Annotated in this window: 14 protein-coding genes; all 14 read right to left on the bottom strand. The window is 52.7% G+C overall.

From position 1 onward, the window contains the following. Positions 1 to 184: 184 nt before the first annotated feature. Entirely contained in the window at positions 185 to 766 is a 582-nt protein-coding gene (locus CJ260_RS11805; RefSeq protein WP_095630347.1) for an RNA polymerase sigma factor, read from the bottom strand. 118 nt (positions 767 to 884) lie between these two features. Then, complete coding sequence (locus CJ260_RS11800) at positions 885 to 5,168, bottom strand: ESPR-type extended signal peptide-containing protein (protein WP_095630346.1); 4,284 nt, start codon at positions 5,166 to 5,168, stop codon at positions 885 to 887. A gap of 40 nt (positions 5,169 to 5,208) precedes the next feature. Next, positions 5,209 to 5,619, bottom strand: coding sequence for a hypothetical protein (locus CJ260_RS11795; protein ID WP_095630345.1), 411 nt, complete (start codon positions 5,617 to 5,619; stop codon positions 5,209 to 5,211). 619 nt (positions 5,620 to 6,238) lie between these two features. Next, positions 6,239 to 7,162: a DMT family transporter gene (locus CJ260_RS11785; RefSeq protein WP_095630343.1), complete on the bottom strand. Its 924-nt coding sequence runs from the start codon at positions 7,160 to 7,162 to the stop codon at positions 6,239 to 6,241. Positions 7,163 to 7,429: 267 nt separating this feature from the next. Then, a complete protein-coding gene (locus CJ260_RS11780; protein ID WP_087478596.1) occupies positions 7,430 to 7,774 on the bottom strand; it encodes a histidine triad nucleotide-binding protein in 345 nt (114 codons plus the stop codon). A 1-nt stretch (position 7,775) separates the two neighbouring features. Next, on the bottom strand, positions 7,776 to 9,092 hold the full coding sequence (mtaB, locus tag CJ260_RS11775; protein WP_095630342.1) for a tRNA (N(6)-L-threonylcarbamoyladenosine(37)-C(2))-methylthiotransferase MtaB: 1,317 nt from the start codon (positions 9,090 to 9,092) through the stop codon (positions 7,776 to 7,778). Beyond that, positions 9,092 to 9,820: a 16S rRNA (uracil(1498)-N(3))-methyltransferase gene (locus tag CJ260_RS11770; protein ID WP_087478598.1), complete on the bottom strand. Its 729-nt coding sequence runs from the start codon at positions 9,818 to 9,820 to the stop codon at positions 9,092 to 9,094. Before CJ260_RS11770 ends, mtaB begins: the two co-directional genes overlap by 1 nt. After that, the gene (gene prmA, locus CJ260_RS11765; RefSeq protein ID WP_095630341.1) at positions 9,820 to 10,701 is read right to left on the bottom strand and encodes a 50S ribosomal protein L11 methyltransferase; all 882 of its coding nucleotides are present in this window, start codon (positions 10,699 to 10,701) and stop codon (positions 9,820 to 9,822) included. Before prmA ends, CJ260_RS11770 begins: the two co-directional genes overlap by 1 nt. 19 nt (positions 10,702 to 10,720) lie before the next feature. Beyond that, complete coding sequence (dnaJ, locus tag CJ260_RS11760; protein WP_087478600.1) at positions 10,721 to 11,938, bottom strand: molecular chaperone DnaJ; 1,218 nt, start codon at positions 11,936 to 11,938, stop codon at positions 10,721 to 10,723. Between the two features lie 23 nt (positions 11,939 to 11,961). Beyond that, entirely contained in the window at positions 11,962 to 13,824 is a 1,863-nt protein-coding gene (gene dnaK, locus CJ260_RS11755) for a molecular chaperone DnaK (protein ID WP_095630340.1), read from the bottom strand. Between the two features lie 33 nt (positions 13,825 to 13,857). Beyond that, entirely contained in the window at positions 13,858 to 14,493 is a 636-nt protein-coding gene (grpE, locus tag CJ260_RS11750; protein ID WP_087478602.1) for a nucleotide exchange factor GrpE, read from the bottom strand. A gap of 15 nt (positions 14,494 to 14,508) precedes the next feature. Continuing rightward, positions 14,509 to 15,549 (bottom strand): heat-inducible transcriptional repressor HrcA, encoded by a 1,041-nt coding sequence (gene hrcA, locus CJ260_RS11745; protein ID WP_095630348.1) that lies wholly within the window; start codon positions 15,547 to 15,549, stop codon positions 14,509 to 14,511. 221 nt (positions 15,550 to 15,770) lie between these two features. Then, a complete protein-coding gene (locus CJ260_RS11740; protein WP_095630339.1) occupies positions 15,771 to 16,712 on the bottom strand; it encodes a hypothetical protein in 942 nt (313 codons plus the stop codon). A 421-nt stretch (positions 16,713 to 17,133) separates the two neighbouring features. After that, positions 17,134 to 18,543, bottom strand: coding sequence for a phage replisome organizer N-terminal domain-containing protein (locus CJ260_RS11735; RefSeq protein WP_095630338.1), 1,410 nt, complete (start codon positions 18,541 to 18,543; stop codon positions 17,134 to 17,136). Positions 18,544 to 18,973: the final 430 nt, after the last annotated feature.

The raw sequence follows: 18,973 nt of genomic DNA, 5'->3' as shown, positions 1-18,973 counted from the left end.
TTGAAACAGTTGTTGAATAATGCTGCGTTTTCCTTCGGTCATAATGACCTTATGTACCGGTTTCTTTTCTCTTGCCATGATAGTAAGCCTCCTATGATTTAGATTGTATCATAGAAGACCTATACCTAGCAGTTATTTACAGAAAAAGCTTCACATAGTCTAAAAAATTAACACATGCACCACCCTATTCTACATCGCAGCCGTATATGCCCTCATGAAACTTGACCATAGCCGCTTTTGTCAGCTTATGAGCCTGCGACAGGGACAGGCCGCAGCGTTTGGCTACGTCTTCGTAGGTCAGGTCGTGCTGACAGCGCAGGCGGAGAAATCGTTGTTCTTCTTCCGTCAGGCTGTTCAGGCATTTGCGCACCAGCTCCCGTACTTCGGACAACACGGCCTGCCGGTGCGGGTCCTGCTCGTCGCCGCCCGTCAAGCCTAAGGCTTCGGCGCTCTCGTCTATATGAAGGGCCGTCTCTACCGATTCCATATATGCCTTAAACCGCCGGCTTTCTTTTTTAAACACCCGGTCTACAGCCCTACGAAAGGCCTTGTGAGCTTCGTCGCCGCAAGTTACGTCGAAGGCATGGATGCATTCCAAAATCGCCAGCTGGGCCACTGACACGGCTTCGTCCAGTGAGTCGTAGCAATACCGGTGCCGCCGGGCGTATTTGCAAATCAAGGGCCGGAACTGCTGCAATATCAGCAAGACCGCCTCTTCCTCGCCTTTCTGAGCGCGTTCTATCCATTGGCATACGGTTTGATTCATGGGAAGTTCCTCCTTTAAATGAATGAAATGATAGAAAAAACGAGCCGAGGTTTCCCCCGACTCGTTTTGCTTACACAGCGTCAGCTATGAGCTGAGCGCTATTCCCCTTTGTATGAAATTAGTTAGCCCGTACGCGTTCAATCGTCGGGTTGCCGTCTTTGTCCTTCGCGACGGTAGCGATGTGGAAGTATTCCAATTCTGGCTTGAATTCTTCTACCAGACGAGCATCTACTTCTGCGCCGGCCTGGATAGCGTTGTAAACGATCTGAGCAAATTCATAACGGGTCATATTGCGGTCGCCCTTGAATTCGCCGTCCGGATACCCCTTGACCAAGCCGCTCTTTGCCATGGCTGCGACGGCTTCGTATGCCCAGTGGTTTTCCGGTACATCCGGGAACATGGTCGTCGTATCCGTTTCCGTCTGTACACCGACCAAAGCGTTGACCATAGCCGTCAATTTCTGGATCTGAGCGTCCTGCTTGGCTACAATATCGCGCATGGATTTGATTTCCTTAGCCATGGCGACGCGGGACGTCGTGACGTTGCTGGAACCTGCGCCGATCTTCAAGGATACGCCGGCGTTGACCATGTTTTCGCCGCCGCCCATAGAGCCGCCGACGCTGAACATGACGTCTTCATTGGGACGATAGTATGCGCCGACTGCCACAGCGTTCGCACCGCGGTAATTGCCGTAGCCTGCTGCAAAGTCCCACTTCGCATCCGGGTCGAAATCAAGGGGATGCAAGGCCGCCAAGGCCGCTGCACCAGCGCCGACACGGTCGATGCGGTTGTCCAGCTTGTTGACGGAGTTGCTTAGCATCTGGATGTTCTGGCTGTTGTTATAAATAGCCAAATCACGTTGGTACAACTGACTACCATTGACAGCCTGGGTCGACGTAGCAGAAACTTCACCAGCAGCTACATTCTTCAGCGTCGTACCGTTTTCGCCAGCAAAGGTAATGCTGCCTTTATTCACTGAGCCGTCATCTTCGTTACGGTCGTATTGAACCATCCCTTCGGTCGCTGCTTTCAACTGTCCCTGCGTTGCCGCTACACTGGCCGCACCAGTTCCCGTAGTATCGGCAGCAACTGCATCAATGACATCCTGATTCCATGTGGTATTGGACAAGCCCTCAATTACCCCCGTATGTGTACCGTCCTTCTCAGCATTGATCTTAATGTCTCCTGCTGTAAAGGAACCTGCGTCAATATTGCCGCTTGCGGAGAGCGTGCCTTCACTGCCCTTAAATTCAATCTTGCTAGTGTCTCCTTCTTTGCCGCCCAAGGTAAAGTCATCTGCCAATGACACTTCATATTCATGTTTAGCAATATTCCCCTCGTCGTCTTTTACACCATTATCGGTAACGACAATGCCATTGCCATTTGTAACCGTCGTATGGTTCTTCCCTGCATCTGTCGCTGCCTGAGCTGCCTCGGTAATTGCTGCATCCAAATCCATCACTGCACCCGTAAGGTTAGTTGTAGTATCTTTGATATGTGTCGCTCCTTCGAAATTAGCGTCTCCGACTTTATCATTCATATTGAGAACGGCATCTACAACAGTCGTAGGCGTACCATTTGTATTCTTCAAATCAGTATTTTCAAACATGCCAACGTCGCCAAGATCAGACGCTTCGGCCATATTAGCGATGGTTACGGTTTCACTTACAGTTCCTCCAGACGCATCTTTTCCTTCTACTTTCAAATTAACCTGATTATCTGTAACTTTGTAACCAAATTCTGGCTGTGCGTCCGTCCCACCAATGACGTCTTTACCGTTGACCAAGTGCATATCGCTTTCGGCCACGCTTTGTTTAATAGTGCTTACCGTATCATTCAGCAAATCGACGTTAACTGCTGCGCTACCAATATAGTTTGCTTTATCTGTCCTGTCCGTTACAGCATATGCTACATTTGTCAGTTTTACACCGCCAATCGCCGTTTGTGTTTCCAAATCATAGATGTACTTGTTATCTTCTTTTCCAAGGGTAATAGAACCATAGTTGTACGATTCGCCATCCTTGTCGTACATGACTGCGCCTTCCAGCGTCTTGCCCATCTCGTCCAGTGCGCTCTTGCTGGCTACGTCAGCAATGGTTACGGCATACTTGCTGCTTGCGTCCGTCCCATCTTGAACAGCCAGTTCTACCGTACCGTCTTCCTTGACTTTATAGCCATATACCGGCTGTTCTTCCGTTCCACCGATGACATCCGTTCCTTTAATTAGACGGTAATCCTTGCTGTTCAACTTACCATCATCCGCGAAATACAAGTTGCCGTTTTGTACGATGTCAACCGATACGCCACTACCGTCTACGACAATGCCTTGTCCTGCTTTTACCTGTAATTTCTTAGTGCCGTCTACATCTGCAGTTTCCGCAAATTCGAGGCCGTTTCCGGCATTCACGGAAATAGCATTGTCATCCGAAATCGTAATGCCATCGCTCGCCGAGTAAACTGCGGCATTTTCTCCTACGTAGTCTTTCAGCAAATCGACGTTGACTGCCGCGCTACCGTCGCTTCCTTCACCCGTTTCTGCATACGCTACATTCGTCAGCGCCACGCCGCCTGTCGGTTTGCCCGATTCATCATAACCATACTTGTTGTCCGCTTTTCCAAGGGTAACAGAAGTATAGTTATACGTATTGCCGGACTTGTCATACATGACCGCGCCTTCCAGCGTCTTGCCCATCTCGTCCAGTGCGCTCTTGCTGGCTACGTCGGCGATGGTTACAGTCTGCTTGCTGCTTTCGTCCATACCATCCTGAACAATCAATTCTACCGTACCGTCTTCATTGACTTTATAGCCATATACCGGCTGTTCTTCCGTTCCACCGATTATATCCGTTCCTTGGATTAGACGGTAATCCTTGCTGTTCAGCTTGCCATCCTCGAAATACAAGTTGCCGTTTTGTACGATGTCAACCGATACGCCATCACCGTCTACGACAATGCCTTGTCCAGCATTTACCTGTAATTTCTTAGTGCCGTCTACATCTGCAGTTTCCGCAAATTCGAGGCCGTTTCCGGCATTCACGGAAATAGCGTTTTCATCCGAAATCGTAATGCCATCGCTCACCGAATACGTCTTCCCAGCAGGGATATTATAAGTATTGCCGTTGATAGTTAATGTTTCAAGGGAAGTCGTAGGAGAGGTAACCTCCTTTTTATTGGCTTCGACTTTTGAGCCAGCGTTTACGGTAAACGGTTGACTACCATTAGCTTGGAATTGAACGGCTACATCCTCTCCGTCTGTACCGCCGGTACTAATAATTGAAAGTGTACCATTTACTTTTGGTTTGTCTTTGGAATATGTTCCTGATTCCGTATCATATTCACCTTGTCTCAATAAATCAATGGAACCGCCATTGCCATTTTGAGCGGCAGTAGATACTACTTTTTCAATGTCGTTACCGGCAGCTAATTTTATACTATCTCCCACATTTTTCATAGCTTGGTCAAAATTAGCTTTTGTCAATGTGAGTGGCGTATTGAGATCTTCTATTTCTGCCGACCATGTACTATAGTAAGTACCATTCTTGTCTGTAGCTGTTGTTAATAATTCATTGTTTTTGCCAAAAACTGTGCCTGTATAAACTTCATCATTCTCAACAACAAATACACCGGCTTTACCGTCAATTACATACACATTTTGCAGAGCAACGTCTCTACCTTTATATTGATACAAATTTTTAGCGTCGTTCCATTCTACTGTTTTAAAATTCTGCGAATAGGACAATTTCTTATCTTTTGTAAAAAACTCAGCCCCACTTGTTACCCCTGCGCTTGGAGAATTAACTGCCCCACCGAATTTACCTGCACTAGTATCTATTAGGCTTTGCCCCACTAAAGTTTTATACTCACTGGAAGTACCTAATATTTGAGTAGACGTTAATAACCCATCATCTGCATTAGAGGGAGCATCCGAGTTTTTATATGCGCTTATTTGTAAATTATTACTGGTATTGTCATGGCGTTCACCATACTTCGCCTCAACAGTATATCCATCACGCACGAAAAATTCTGCTGTCACCTCTTTACCATTTTCCATATATGTTAACTTTTGCTTAACATATGCAGGAGCGTTAAACCCACTATTGCCGTATAAATAATATTTATCATTTCTCTCTCTAACAACCATACTGTTATACTGTTTTTTATCACTTGGAACTTTAATTGCTATATATTGACTCGGATTCGTGGAGTCTGCTGCAGCAAAAACTTGTTGTATTGGCAATACTCCGAATACAGCTATCGCTCCGCAAACCGCTAGCGCCGCAATCCGGCTGCGCATACTCTTGCTCGCCGCGCTGCTCCGTTTTCCATCCCGATGAGCCAGCTCGGACACGACGACGTACTGATGCTTTACTTTACTCCATATTACTTTATAGATCCGGTTCATATGTGTTTCCTCCTTGTATTCATACTTGGCTTCGCGTGTTTTACTTTTTTCTGTGCAGGGAAAACCATTTCTCGCGGCAGGCCAGGCTGCAGAAGGTCGTCCGCCTGTCCTTGGCCTCGCTCACTTCGACGAGGGCGCCGCAGTTGCGGCAGCGAAAGGCTCGCCGGATGACTACGGACGTTACCTTTTTAGAGTGCTTCCAATAGAGCCTCTCGCAATGGGCCGAGCAGAATTTGGTCCGCCGGTCCGTCAGCTCTGTGACCCGCACGAGGCGGCCGCACTTGATGCAGCGGAAGCTGCGCAGGGCCTCGGCGTCTTTAGGAGGCCGCACGTGGTTGTTCGCGCCGTGCCGGTGGGCGTACCGCCGGCAGTAAGAGCTGCAGTATTTCTGCGTCGCCCTGTCGGCTAGGAAATCCTTTCCGCATATGGGGCATACAGCCGGCCGTTTCATAGGCTGACCTTACCGTCTCCAGCAGCCATATACCGTCCGGCCTGCTTCCAGCCAAGGCAGGCACGCAAAAAAGACAGCATAAACCTATGCTGCCTAAAACACACGCTATGATGCATAACAGGGCGCACGAATCCCCGGATAGTCGTCGTCAGTACTGTATACGGGACGAATGCATATTTATGGCTATAATGGTACCCCCCCCCCGTATATGTATTTGCGTTCATATCCCAGGATGTATTCACCCTGTTATTCCAACGGTTCAAGCTAGAGAACATATCTTTCACCCCCTTTTATAGTTTTCAATATATCACTTTACTAAAATAAAATCAATATCCCCTGCCTTGTTATTATTTTACGTATTATTTATTATTTAATTAAAATATTATGTATTTCGGCAATATTTTTAATAAATTTAATGACACTTTTATCCTCAGGCCACCCCGATAAAATTCGGGAACAGGCTATTTTATCGTTACCATCAATCCCCCCGTTTTTATATTGAATTTAAAGCTGACAAAGGGAAAAAATATATGTAAAAAAATGCCTGTTCATGAAATATTTTTTTTGCCGAGAGAGCAAATCGTGATATTTCATGGACAGGCAAGAGGTATCTTGTTGGTTACATTCCATTAGGTTTTCCGATGTTCGCGTTGGCGATGTACACGCCGGCCAAAATGACGGCGACGCCGATGGTCTGCGTCAAGGAAAAGGTCTCGCCCAGCATAGTGACGCCGGCGGCGATGGCTACGACAGTGGAAATGCCGATGAACGACGCCGTGCGGTTTACGCCGATGCTGGCAAGGGCTATGTTGGACAAGAAAAAGGCCAGGACGGAACAGCCGACGCCCTGATACAGAATAGCAGCGAGGAAAGCTGAGTTGGTCAGGGGAAGGCACAGGCTATCAACCAGTGTCTCCGTATGCCATCCTTCGACGAGAGCCAGGGGAATGAATACAGCTGCGCCGGCCGCCATCATGGCCATCGTGAGTTCCGCTCCCGTATAGGCCGCAGCCTTTTCGACAGACACGCTGTACAGGGCGTAAGACAGGATGGCAATCGTCAGGACGGCATAGCCGGAAAGGGAAAAGCTCGCCGACGCGCCGGCTGCCAGGACCGTCGTAAGGACGCCGGCCAGAGTCACGGCTATGCCGACGACCTGATGCTTCCGCGGCGATTTCCCCAACAGCAGCGCCGATGCCAGGAGCGATACGGCAGGGATGCAGGCCAAAAAGGCGCCGCTTTCCGAAGCCGTCGTCCGGCTGATGCCTATAGTCTCGGCGACAAAATAGACGACGGGATTGCAGAGAGCCACGGCCAGCAAAGGCTTTCTTGGCTTCCCTTTCCATCGCACCTGCACCCGTCCCGACGCGGCGCACAGGGTCATGAACGCAGCGGCGACGAAAAACCGCCATCCCAGCAAGGTCAGGGCGCTGGCGGCCTGCGTCGCCTCCTTGGTACAGATATAGCTCAGGCCGAACAGGGTTTCGCAGCCGACGGCGCAGAGGCAGCCCCATAGGATACGGCTGCGGCTTTTCTTCATCATACGACGCACCTCGCTCTGCCGGCGCGAATACGCCGGCGGATATCACTAATACAAACAGCCTGCGCCGCCAAGCAATCGCTTTCGCTGCGCAGGCTGTTGCCATGCTTATAATCCTTTTAGTATGAGAAAGGCCATGATAGCGGCGAGTATCACAATGGATATGACGCGGATACCGGATCCGCCGCGCAATGACACATGGGGCAGCTTTCTCTTTTTCTTAGGCCGGCCGGCAGGGTGCGGCCGTTTCGACATATCTTCTTCCATCGCTTATACGCCGGGCCAAGCCATTTCCTTGCCGCCTAAGATGTGGGCGTGCATGTGATGTACTGTCTGGCCGGCCTTTTCGCCGGTGTTGAAAATGACCCGGTAGCCGTCTTTGTCCAAGCCCAGTTCCTGAGCGACCTTCTGGATGGCGAAGAGCATCTTGCCGGCTACGTCGGCGTCATCTTCCGTCAGGGCCGCAATGCTGGCGACGTGTTTTTTCGGAATGACCAGGACGTGTACCGGCGCAACGGGCGCAATGTCCTTGAAAGCGAAAAAGTTGTCGTCTTCGTACACCTTCGTGCTGGGGATTTCTCCCTTGATGATCTTGCAGAATAAGCAGTCTTCCATGTTAAGCATCCTCCTTTAATGTACCGTAAAGTATATGGTTGTCCGCCCGGTCCAGCACGACGGGAACGATCGCGCCTTCGCAAGGTTCCGTCAGGCCTTCCGCGCAGACCCGTTCGTAGTTTTCCGAAAAGCCTTCGCCATTCGTACCGTCCTGCCGCTCGATGAGGACATGGACGGTTTTGCCGACCATCCGGGCCAGGAGCTCGTCCTTCTGCCGGACCGACAAGGCGTTGACGATTTCGACCCGCTCTTTCTTTACCTGCGAGTCGACTTGATTCGCCATGGCCGCCGCCGGCGTACCGGGCCGCTGCGAATAGGGAAAGGCGTGGATGTGGGAAAATTTCAGTTCTTCCAGCGTTTCCATCGTCTCCTGAAACAGCTCGTCCGTTTCGCCGGGAAAGCCTAAAATCAAGTCCGTCGAGACGGTCAGGCCGTGAATGCGGCTGCGCAGTTCGGCGAGCAGCTCTTTGTACTCGGCCTTCGTGTACTGGCGGTTCATGGCCTTCAAGATGGCGTCGGAGCCGGACTGCAGGGGCAGATGCAGGTGCGGGCAGATGCGGTCCGACGAATTCATGACCGCGATGAGGTCGTCGTCTACTTCCAGCGATTCGACGGAGCCCATGCGGATGCGCTGTACGTCCGTCTCGGCCAGGAGCCGCCGCAGGATGAGAGCCAGCGTCGGCCGTTCCGGCAGATCCTTGCCATAGGCTCCCAGATGAATGCCCGTCAGGACGAGCTCCTTGAAGCCGTAGGAAATGAGGCGCTGCGCCTCGGCTATGACGGCGTCGGGCTGACGCGACTTCAAGCCGCCCCGCGTGTAAGGGATGATGCAGTAGGTGCAGAAATTATTGCACCCTTCTTGAATCTTGAGGTCGGCCCGCGTATGCTCCACTGCCGACGGATAGAGGGGGATTTCCTCGAATTCGTCGCCCTTCATGACGTCGTGCACGGCCTGTATCGTCCCGCCGGCTTCATGTCCCAAGAGCTTTCGGACGATGACCGTAATGTTCTTCTTTTCATTGGTGCCGACGACGGCGTCGACGCCTTCCATGGCCGCCAACAGCTCCGGGTCGAGCTGGGCATAGCAGCCTGTCACGACGACGACAGCCTTAGGATTGCGCTTTTTCGCCCGTCGGATGAGCTGCCGCGATTTCTTTTCCCCCATCTGGGTCACCGAGCAGGTGTTGATGACATACACGTCGGCGGCGTCGTTAAAATCGGCGTCGGCAAAGCCTTCGGCCAAAAACAGGCCGCGCATGCTGTCCGTATCGTATTGATTGACGCGGCATCCCAGCGTCGCAAAAGCAATAGTCGCCATTATTTAAATCCTCTTTCGTATTTGACAATCGCCAGGGCGGCCAGGGACGCCGTCTCGGCCCGCAGGATGCGGGGCCCTAAGGAAACGGTACGGCACCAGGCGGCGTGCGCCTCGGCGTATTGTATTTCTTTCGGTGAAAACCCGCCTTCGGGGCCGATGCAGAGCACGACGTTTCCCGTGCGGATCTGGCTGCATACGTCGGCCAGCGGGGCCGTTTCCCGTTCGTAGGGAATGACGAACCGCTCATGGCCGTACTGGTCCACCAGAGCCTGGAACTCGACGACGTCCTCTACAGGCGGCACGTCGCTGCGGCCGCACTGCTTCGCCGCTTCCAGGGCCAGGCGCTGCCACCGTTCCCGCCGGCTTTGACGGCGAGTTTCATTTAATTTTACTACACAATTTTCCATTTGTACAGGAACAATGCGGCTGACGCCCAGCTCCGTCGCCTTTTGGACGACCCAGTCGAACTTGTCGCTCTTCAAAAGCCCCGCCGCCAGGACGACCTCGCCGGCCGTCTCGTCGCCGTCGGACAGCTTTTTCGCCGGCGTCAGCATAGCCGAATGGCCCTGCACGGCGGTGATGACGCATTCGTACGTCGCGCCTGTGCTGTCCGTCACGGCCAGCGTGTCCCCCACCGTATGGCGGAGGACGACGAGGACGTGGCGGGCGTCGTCAGCCGACAGCTCAAAGTTCCCGCAAATGGGAAAATCCGTAAATAGTTTCCGCATTATAGTCTCCTCATGCGCACGGCGTACCAGCCGTTCTGCAGGCATTCGTCTTCCCAGGCAAAGCCTGCTTCCCCTGCGGCGCGGCGTACCTCGCCGATGCGCTCGTCAATGATGCCGCTGGCAATCAGGACGCCGCCTGCTTCCATGTACGGCGGCAGAGTCGGCAGCAAGGCCAGGACGGCGTTGGTCACCAAATTGGCCACGACGACGTCGGCCTTTTTGCCCTCAGCCGATACAGCGGCCAAGAGATCGCTGTTGTACACGTCGACGACGTCGCTCACGTTGTTCAGGTTGGCGTTGATGACGGCCTGAGATACGGCCTTTTCGTCGAAATCGACGGCGACGACGTGCTTTGCGCCTAGCTTGGCCGCCGCCACGGCTAAGATGCCCGTTCCCGTGCCGATATCAAATACTTCGTCTCCCGGCTTGACGGCCTGTTCCAAATACTGGACGCACATGCACGTCGTGTCGTGGAAGCCGCTGCCGAAGGCCAGTCCCGGCTCGATGACTACGACATCTTCGCCCTCGCCCGGCTCAGCCGGCTCCCAAGCCGGTGCGGCCCAGAAATGCTCCGATATCTTCTTCGGGTGAAAATAGGCCTGCCAGGAATAGAGCCAGTCCGTGTCGTCGGTCAGGTTCGTCCGGATCTGCCACTTGCCTAATGCCGCGTCGCGGCGGGCCAGCTCCCTCATATGCGTTCGTACCGTTTCCACAGCATCCTTCTGCTCCGGCGGGAAATACGCCGTTATACGGATGCGGCCCAGCTCGTCGGCTTCGTCGTCGTGGATGATCGAGCCGCTGCCACCGCATTCATATAAAAGAAGGGCCACCAAATCGGTGGCCTCTGGGGAAACAATCAAATCGATTTCATTCCATTTCATCGAATGTTCTCCCTTATCTTCAAAGTTCTTCTTTTAATTTGCTCCAAAAGCCTTTTTTGCTCTTAGATTTTTCTTTGGAACCTTCCGGCGATGCTTGGGCCGGCTTAGGCTCCCCCACCCAGGTTTCGCCGCCTGCGTAGGCAAATTCCTTCAGCAATTCCTTCTGTTTGGCGTTCAGCTTCTTCGGTACGGCTACAGTGACCTGTACGTGATGATCGCCGCGGCGGTCCTTCGCGCCCAAGACGGGCACGCCCTTGCCGCGGATGCGGAATACCGTACCGGTCTGCGTGCCGGCAGGAATTTTCAGCTCGATTTTGCCATCCAGCGTGTCGACGCGGATCGTCGAGCCCAAGGCCGCCTGAGCGAAGGAAATCGTTTCCTGCGACAGGATGTCATTTCCTTCCCGCGTGAACTGCGGGTCCCGGCGGACGAAGATGTATACGTACAAATCGCCGTGGCCGCCGCCGCGTACGCCCGGTTCGCCTTCGCCGGCTACGCGGAGACGGGCTCCGTCGTCGACGCCGGCAGGAATCTTGATTTTCAGTTTCTTGCGGACCTTGACCGTGCCGTCGCCGTGGCACTTCGTGCACTTCTTCTTGATGATCTTGCCCGTGCCGCCGCAGTGCGAGCAGGTGCGGACGTTGACCATCTGGCCGAAGGGCGTGTTCTGGACGACGCGCTGCTGGCCCGTGCCGTGGCAGACAGGACATGTTTCTACGTCGCTGCCCGGTTCGGCGCCGCTGCCGTTGCAGCGGTCACACGTTTCATCCTTCGGGACCTGGATTTCCATTTCCGTACCGAAAGCGGCCTGCTTAAAGGAAATATCCACGTCGAAGCGCAGGTCTGCGCCGCGCTGCGGGCCGTTTGCCGACTGGCGGCGTCCCTGGCCGCCGAAGAAATCGGCGAAGATGTCTTCAAAGCCGCCGAACCCGCCGCCCTGACCGAATCCGCCAAAGCCGCCGAACCCACCGAAGCCGCCTGCGCCCGGACCGCCGGCGCCGCCGTTTTCAAAGGCAGCGTGGCCGAACTGGTCGTATTGGGCGCGCTTGTTCTTATCGGACAAGACCTGGTAAGCTTCGTTGACTTCCTTAAACTTTTCTTCGGCAGTTTTGGGGTCGTCCCGGTTTTTATCCGGATGGTATTTGATGGCTAACTTGCGGAAAGCCTTTTTGATCTCTGCGTCACTGGCGTCTTTAGGAACGCCGAGGATTTCGTAATAATCTCGTTTCGTACTCATATGGGCAACCCCTCTTATCTACCTTACTTCTGGTCGTCGTCTACTACTTTATAGTCTGCGTCGACTACCTTTTCGCCGCCCTGGGCGCTCTGCTGCGCGCCGCCCTGAGCGCTGCCTGCGCCGGCCGGGCCCTGCTGAGCCTGCTGCTGCGCGCCGGCTTGCTTGTACATTTCGCTCGTCAGGTCGTAGAGCGGTTTCGTGACGGCTTCAGAAGCCGATTTAATCTTGTCGAGGTCGTCGCTCTTCATCGCTTCCTTCAAATCGGAAATCTTGCTCTTAATATCGGAAACCTTGGAAGCGTCGGCTTTGTCGCCCAGGTCTTTGATCGTCTTTTCAGCCTGATAAATCAGGGAGTCGGCGTTGTTCTTCGCTTCGATGAGTTCCTTCCGTTTCTTATCTTCTGCTTCGTGAGCCGCAGCTTCCTTGACCATGCGGTCGATTTCGCTCTTGTCGAGGCCCGACGAGGACTGAATGGTAATCTTCTGTTCCTTGCCCGTGCCGAGGTCTTTAGCGGAAACGTTTACGATGCCGTTGGCGTCGATGTTGAATGTAACTTCGATGCGGGGTACTCCGCGCGGAGCTGCCGGGATATCGGACAGTTCGAAACGGCCCAGTGTCTTGTTGTCGGCTGCCATTTCGCGTTCGCCCTGCAGGACGTGTACGTCGACGGAGGGCTGGTTGTCGACGGCCGTGGAGAATACCTGGCTGTTGGACGTCGGAATCGTCGTGTTCCGTTCGATAATCTTCGTAAATACGCCGCCCAGCGTTTCAATGCCCAGGGACAAGGGCGTTACGTCGAGGAGCAGTACGTCTTTGACGTCGCCTACGAGAACGCCGGCCTGGATCGCTGCGCCAATAGCAACGCATTCATCCGGGTTGACGCCCTTGCTCGGTTCCTTGCCAAGGATGGATTTGATAGCGTCCTGTACGGCAGGAATACGGCTGGAGCCGCCGACGAGGATGATCTTGTCGATTTCATCGATGGTAAAGCCCGAATCGGCAATAGCTTTCTTCGTCGGTTCCATCGTGCGGTGTACGAGGTCTTCCGTCAATTCGTTGAATTTAGCGCGGGTCAAGGTCAGGTCGAGGTGTTTCGGGCCCGTAGCGTCAGCCGTGATGAACGGCAGGTTGATGTTCGTCGAGAGAACCGTAGACAGTTCGATCTTAGCTTTTTCAGCAGCTTCCTTCAAGCGCTGTTCTGCCATCTTATCCGTCGAGAGGTCGATGCCCGTCTGACCCTTGAATTCGCTGACCATCCAGTTCATAACGGCATTGTCGAAGTCATCGCCGCCGAGGTGGGTATCGCCGTTGGTAGCCTTAACTTCGAAGACGCCGTCGCCCAGTTCGAGGATAGATACGTCGAAGGTGCCGCCGCCGAGGTCGAATACGAGGATCTTGCCTTCGCCGCCCTTATCAAGGCCGTATGCCAGGGCAGCCGCCGTCGGTTCGTTGACGATACGGAGTACGTCGAGGCCGGCGATCTGACCGGCGTCCTTCGTAGCCTGACGCTGGGAGTCGTTGAAGTAAGCCGGAACGGTGATGACCGCCTGGGTTACTTTTTCGCCCAAATAGCTTTCGGCGTCGGCTTTCAATTTCTGCAGAATCATAGCGGAAATCTGCTGGGGCGTGTATTTTTCGCCGTTGATGTCGACGGTGTAGCTTTCGCCCATGTGACGTTTAATAGAAGAAATCGTGTTTTCCGGGTTGGAAACGGCCTGACGTTTTGCCAGCTGGCCTACGAGGCGTTCGCCTGTCTTGGAAAAGCCTACGACAGACGGCGTCAGACGGGAACCTTCTGTATTCGTGATGACGGTCGGTTCGCCGCCTTCCATAACAGCTACAACAGAGTTTGTCGTACCTAAGTCAATACCAATTACTTTACTCATGATGAATTCCTCCTCAATATGTTTCTACGATGATTAACCGTTAAATGCAACTTTTACCATAGCCGGACGCAAGGTCTTGTCGCCCAGCAAATAGCCTTCCTGCAGCACTTCCACGACGACGTCGTTGTCGTATTCGTCGCTGGCTACCCGCATGACCGCCTGATGGTAGTTCGGGTCGAAGGGTTTGCCGACGGCGTCGATTTTCACAACGCCTTCCTTTTCCAGGACGGTCATGAGCTGTTTGTAAATCATTTCATAGCCGTCTACGAAGGATTTCAGATCGTCCGTCAGCTTATCCTGCGGCACCTGCAGGGCCCGTTCGAAGTTGTCGACGACGGGAAGGACGTTCTGCAGGACTTCCATTTTTACGACTTCAGAAATCTGAAGCTTTTCGCCGGCCGTCCGCTTTTTGAAATTGGCGAAGTCGGCTTGCAGGCGCATGTAGCGCTGTTTCATATCCGCTACGGCTGCTTCCGCAATTTTGGCATCCGTCGAAGCGGCATCTTCCGCCGCTTTTTCCTCATCTGCCGCCGGAGCGTCTCCTGCATCCTGCGCCGGTTCCGCTTGTTCAGCCGATTCGTTTACCTTCGCGTTTTCAGCCTCTGCCGCTTCGGCAGCAGCCTGCTGTTCGTGCTTTTTTTCTTTATCCTTTTCTTTATCTTTGCTCATCTGTATGAAAGCCTCCTATGTATCGTCGTGATAATGCTCTAAAATATTCGTCACATGCTGCTTCATAAAATCGAGGAGACCGATGATCTTAGCATATTCCATGCGCGTCGGCCCCAGCACGGCAATCTTGCCGAGGACGACGTCGTTCGCCTTGAAAGTCGCCTCGATGATGCTGCAATCATTGATAGGAGATAGGTTTGCTTCTTCCCCAATGCGCACGGTCACGGTCTTCTGCGGCTCCTGGCCGCCGTCGTTGAACAGATTGGCCATGACGTCTTGTTCCTCCAGCATGGTGAACAAGTTTTTCGCCTTCGCTACGTCTTTGAACTCCGGCTTGTTTAAGAGCTCCATGGCCCCGCCCTTGTACAGCTGCTGCTCCCGGCGGAAGGCCTGATGGATAGACCGGAAGGCCAGCCGGTACAGCTCCAGGTCGCCGACGATGGATTCGTGAAACTGCTCCAGCATTTCCATGTTGATGCGGCTCACGGGAAGGCCGGCCAGGTAATGCGTCAGCTTTTCGGCGATGACGTTCAGCTCGTCCACGTCCGTATCTTCGGGCTTCGGGAAAATGCAGTTCTCGATCTGGCCCGAATCGGTGACGACGATCATGATGGCCCGCCGGAAATCCAAGGGCAGGAAGCGGATGTACTTCAGCTTTGAGCTCACCTGCTGGGCCGCCATGACCAAGGTCACGTTGTGGGTGATCTTGGACAAAACCTTGGCCGTCGACTGGAATATCTGGTCGACGTTGTTCATCTTATCGTGGAACCAGGACTGGACGAACCGCTTTTCTTCCTCGGAAATCTGCGTCGGCTCCAGCAGGCAGTCGACGTAAAACCGATAGCCCTTGATGGACGGAATCCGTCCGGCCGACGTGTGAGGCTGTTCCAGATACCCCAGCATTTCCAAATCGAACATTTCATTGCGAATCGTCGCGGCGCTGACGCCTAAATTGTACTTTCGGGCGATAGTCCGCGAGCCGACCGGTTCGGCAGAAGTGATATAGTCCTGAATGATGGCCTGCAATATTTTTTGTTTTCTCTCATCCAAATCCATATGCATCACCTCTGCTTCTGCTCATTTGACTTATTGATTAGCACTCATGCAATTTGAGTGCTAACGACTATATAAAAGATAGCATGATTGCAAGTATTTGTCAATGATTTTAGGCCAAAAAACGGCTAATTAGTCAAAAAGTCAAACAACTTTTTTTGATACAATCCTATCTATAGCAAAACAGCCCGGCCGCTGCCAGCCGGACTGCTCCCTATATATCATTACGTCGTCGTCTGCTCTTTCTTCTTCCTGGGCGGCGTCATCGCTTTCCGGGCCCACTGGAAAAATTCCTGCCGCGAATCCCACAGGAACAAGTTTTCCTGATAGCAGCTGACTAATTCGCTTTCCGTATACAACTGATATTCATCTATATATTCGGATTCATCGAGCAGCCGTAGTTCCGCCGCATCCTTGAGGAAGGACCGGAACCCGCGGTACGTCGTGCTCAATCGTTTCAATACGCCTTTGGCTTCCTCTGATTTCCCCTCTTGGAAATACAGCAGCGCCAGGGGCAGCTGAAATCCCGCCGACTCATCGCCCTTGAATTGACGCATCAGCTTTAAGGCGTTGTATTCGTCTTCCATATATACATATAAGTGCATGAGCGTATATCGGACTCCCAGATTATCGCTGCAGTTTAATTTTAAAATTTCCTTGCCTACGGCGATGGCCTTCCGCAGCATCATGCACTGCTGCAGCAGAAACATATACATATGCATAAGCCGGATATACGGGCGCGTCTCCAAAACCTGATAAAAGTCGCCTACGGACTGCTGGTAAATCTTCCGCTCCCGCAGATCTTCCTTGCCCAGAGCCAGCAGCCGTTCGACGTCGGGCAGATACTCATGATAGGCCCGCTTGTCCAAAAACAGCAGGGCAGACAATACGTCCAGATTTTTCGGCTCCAGTTCCTTCGCCTTTTCCAGATACCGTCTCTGCACCTTTTTGCTCCTGGCTCGTCCGGCCAGCTCTAACCAGTCGAATACGTCTTCCGCCGTTTCCTCCGTCAGCGGCTCCTGTGCTTCCAGCATAGTATTCGTCTGGTCCATATATTCCTGAATCAGCTCGTTCAATTCTTCGTCGGACGCCGGTTTTCGACCGCCCAATCGCCGCTCAATGAACTCGTGAATATTTTTAAATTCTTTTTCCGTAGCCAAACTCATAGATATCGCCTCGCAAATGTAGTATATATTGCTTATTATTTACTATTGTATCAATCGTCAAATCCTTTGACTAGTAAAAAGAGAAAAAGAATAGTTTTTTTGCAAATAGTTTTGACAAGAGCGATTGTGACAGCCGCCTTATTCTGTTAGTATTTCCTTCAGAATATACGAGTACGCTGTGCTACTAGGTTTAGGGGTCTTTTCCATCGCCTGCCGTATCTGCCCCTATGGGCTGCGGCATAGAAGCCATAGGGCGGCATGACGGCGCCGCATATGTTCTTTTATTTTTGCATGATGAAATCTCCTTGCCATGTTTTTATACTTTTTGACCCGTATCCCAAGGCTGCCAGGGCCTGCATATTCTATGATTTTCAGATATTTTGCTAACCCGAATTTACGGCCCGTTCTTTAGCCGTTATACCTATGGCAGCGCTTCGTATACGGGCCGGATGCCTTCGCCTAAGCTGACGTCCGGGCTGCCCCAGCTCATAGCGCTGATATGGCAGAGTCCGCCCTGGCCGGAAGGCGTACCCCCCGCGCTCTCGTACGGACTGGGCGCCGTATCATGGCGGGGACTGCCCTTGCTGTGAACCAATACGGCATGGATATACTGAATGCTGGACGCGCCCTTCTTCAAGGCAATGCAAATAGCCCGGCAGACGGCTTCTTCTCCCCAGCGCCGCGCCAACCCTTGCAAGGCCTCTACAGTCTGCCCGTCGGCCTTGCCGAATAAGGCTTCGTAATACAGGAGGGCCTTGCCGCCCGGCGGAGACGACGGCTCCTCCCTATCGCCGCAGATATCCCGCCCCTCATCGGGATAATCTGCAGCAAAATCTGCCCCTGGCGCATATGCCCTGTCTTCGGTTACATACGACATCCCTTGGTTCGCTTCCTCTCCCTGTATGCCGTCTATGTCGTCCCCATCATACGCCGCGAGTTCCTGCCTTTCGGAAAGCTGTGTGCAGGTCAGATCAGCCCCGCCACATGATACAGCGTATTCCGTTTCAGGTATTGGCTCGTTGATGTTCTGCATTTTTTCGTCAAGTATAGCCCCAACCTGTTCATTATGCTGAACGAAATCTAATGCAGCCTTGCCATACGGCACGGTATATCCCGTTTGTTGTGCCTGTCCATGGGCACGCAGTCTTTTCTTATCGGTCACAGCGACGGTCTTCATGCCATTTCGGCGATAATCCACAGCAGTCCCGCCGTACGATGCAGCAGGTTCCGTTTCAGGTGTTGGCTCGTTGATGTTCTGCATTTTTTCGTCAAGTATAGCTCCAACCTGTTCATCATGCTGAACACAATCCCATTCAGCCCTGCCATACGACGCAACATATCCCGTTTCACAGGCCTGCCCATTGACGCCCTGTAGTCTCTCATCGGGCATACAGCCAGCCATTTCATTATGGGAAGCACCAGCTGCTGCCTTCGCCTGTCCCTCCCGCTGCCGCTGGCGATACCGTCTCATGCGGTCCCGGGCATCGCTGCGCTTCTTCTCGTCACGGGAAAAGCTCTGGATTTCATCCCAGGGCACGATGCGGATCAGCCCCGTTTCATCGCGGCTGATGAGGTCAATCTGCTCAAACACGTCCAGCACCCGTTCCACAAAGGCCTTGCGGCGGCGCAGCTGACGAGCCAGCAGCTCCGTCGGCATAGCCTGTCTCTCCGATACGTATATGTAGCCGTCGTCGTTGATCATGCCGGCCAAATCCTTGAGATAAAACCAAATGACGAAATACGAATCGCCATGAGGCTGACTGAGCAAATACATCATGCGCGGGTCCTGAAACAACCCGACCTTCGTCTGAAACCACCGCAGCGCCTTCATCAGCGCACCTCCCCGTTTGTCTTCTAATTATATAAGGGACATGAGCAGACAAATTTATTTCCTATTTTGCAAAACTTGCATATACTGCAAAGTAAAAACGATTCATCAAAAAAAGAAAAGACACCAAATAAAAAATAAGACAGGGGAATAAGAAAGAGAAAAAGAAAAAAGACGTTACGCGTAACGCTGCAGGGCCTTACGCAAGGGACACAATCTAAGAGCCTGTGAAAAAATCTCTGTAAACATAGATCTTCTATGATACTTGGTAAGCTGAAAGCGAATTTGAGAACTTTCAGCTCATGGTTTATATATAACAACACATGCTGAACATGTCAAGTACAGACAGGATTTTCGCCTGCTTTTGCCAGCTATGCGTTACTCTGGGAGTCGGCCTTCGTACATTATGCTCAGTTCCCCATACACCTGTCCC

Source organism: Megasphaera sp. ASD88 (genome assembly GCF_002287425.1).
Taxonomy (GTDB): domain Bacteria; phylum Bacillota; class Negativicutes; order Veillonellales; family Megasphaeraceae; genus Megasphaera; species Megasphaera stantonii.
This window is presented reverse-complemented; position numbering and strand designations above follow the sequence as displayed.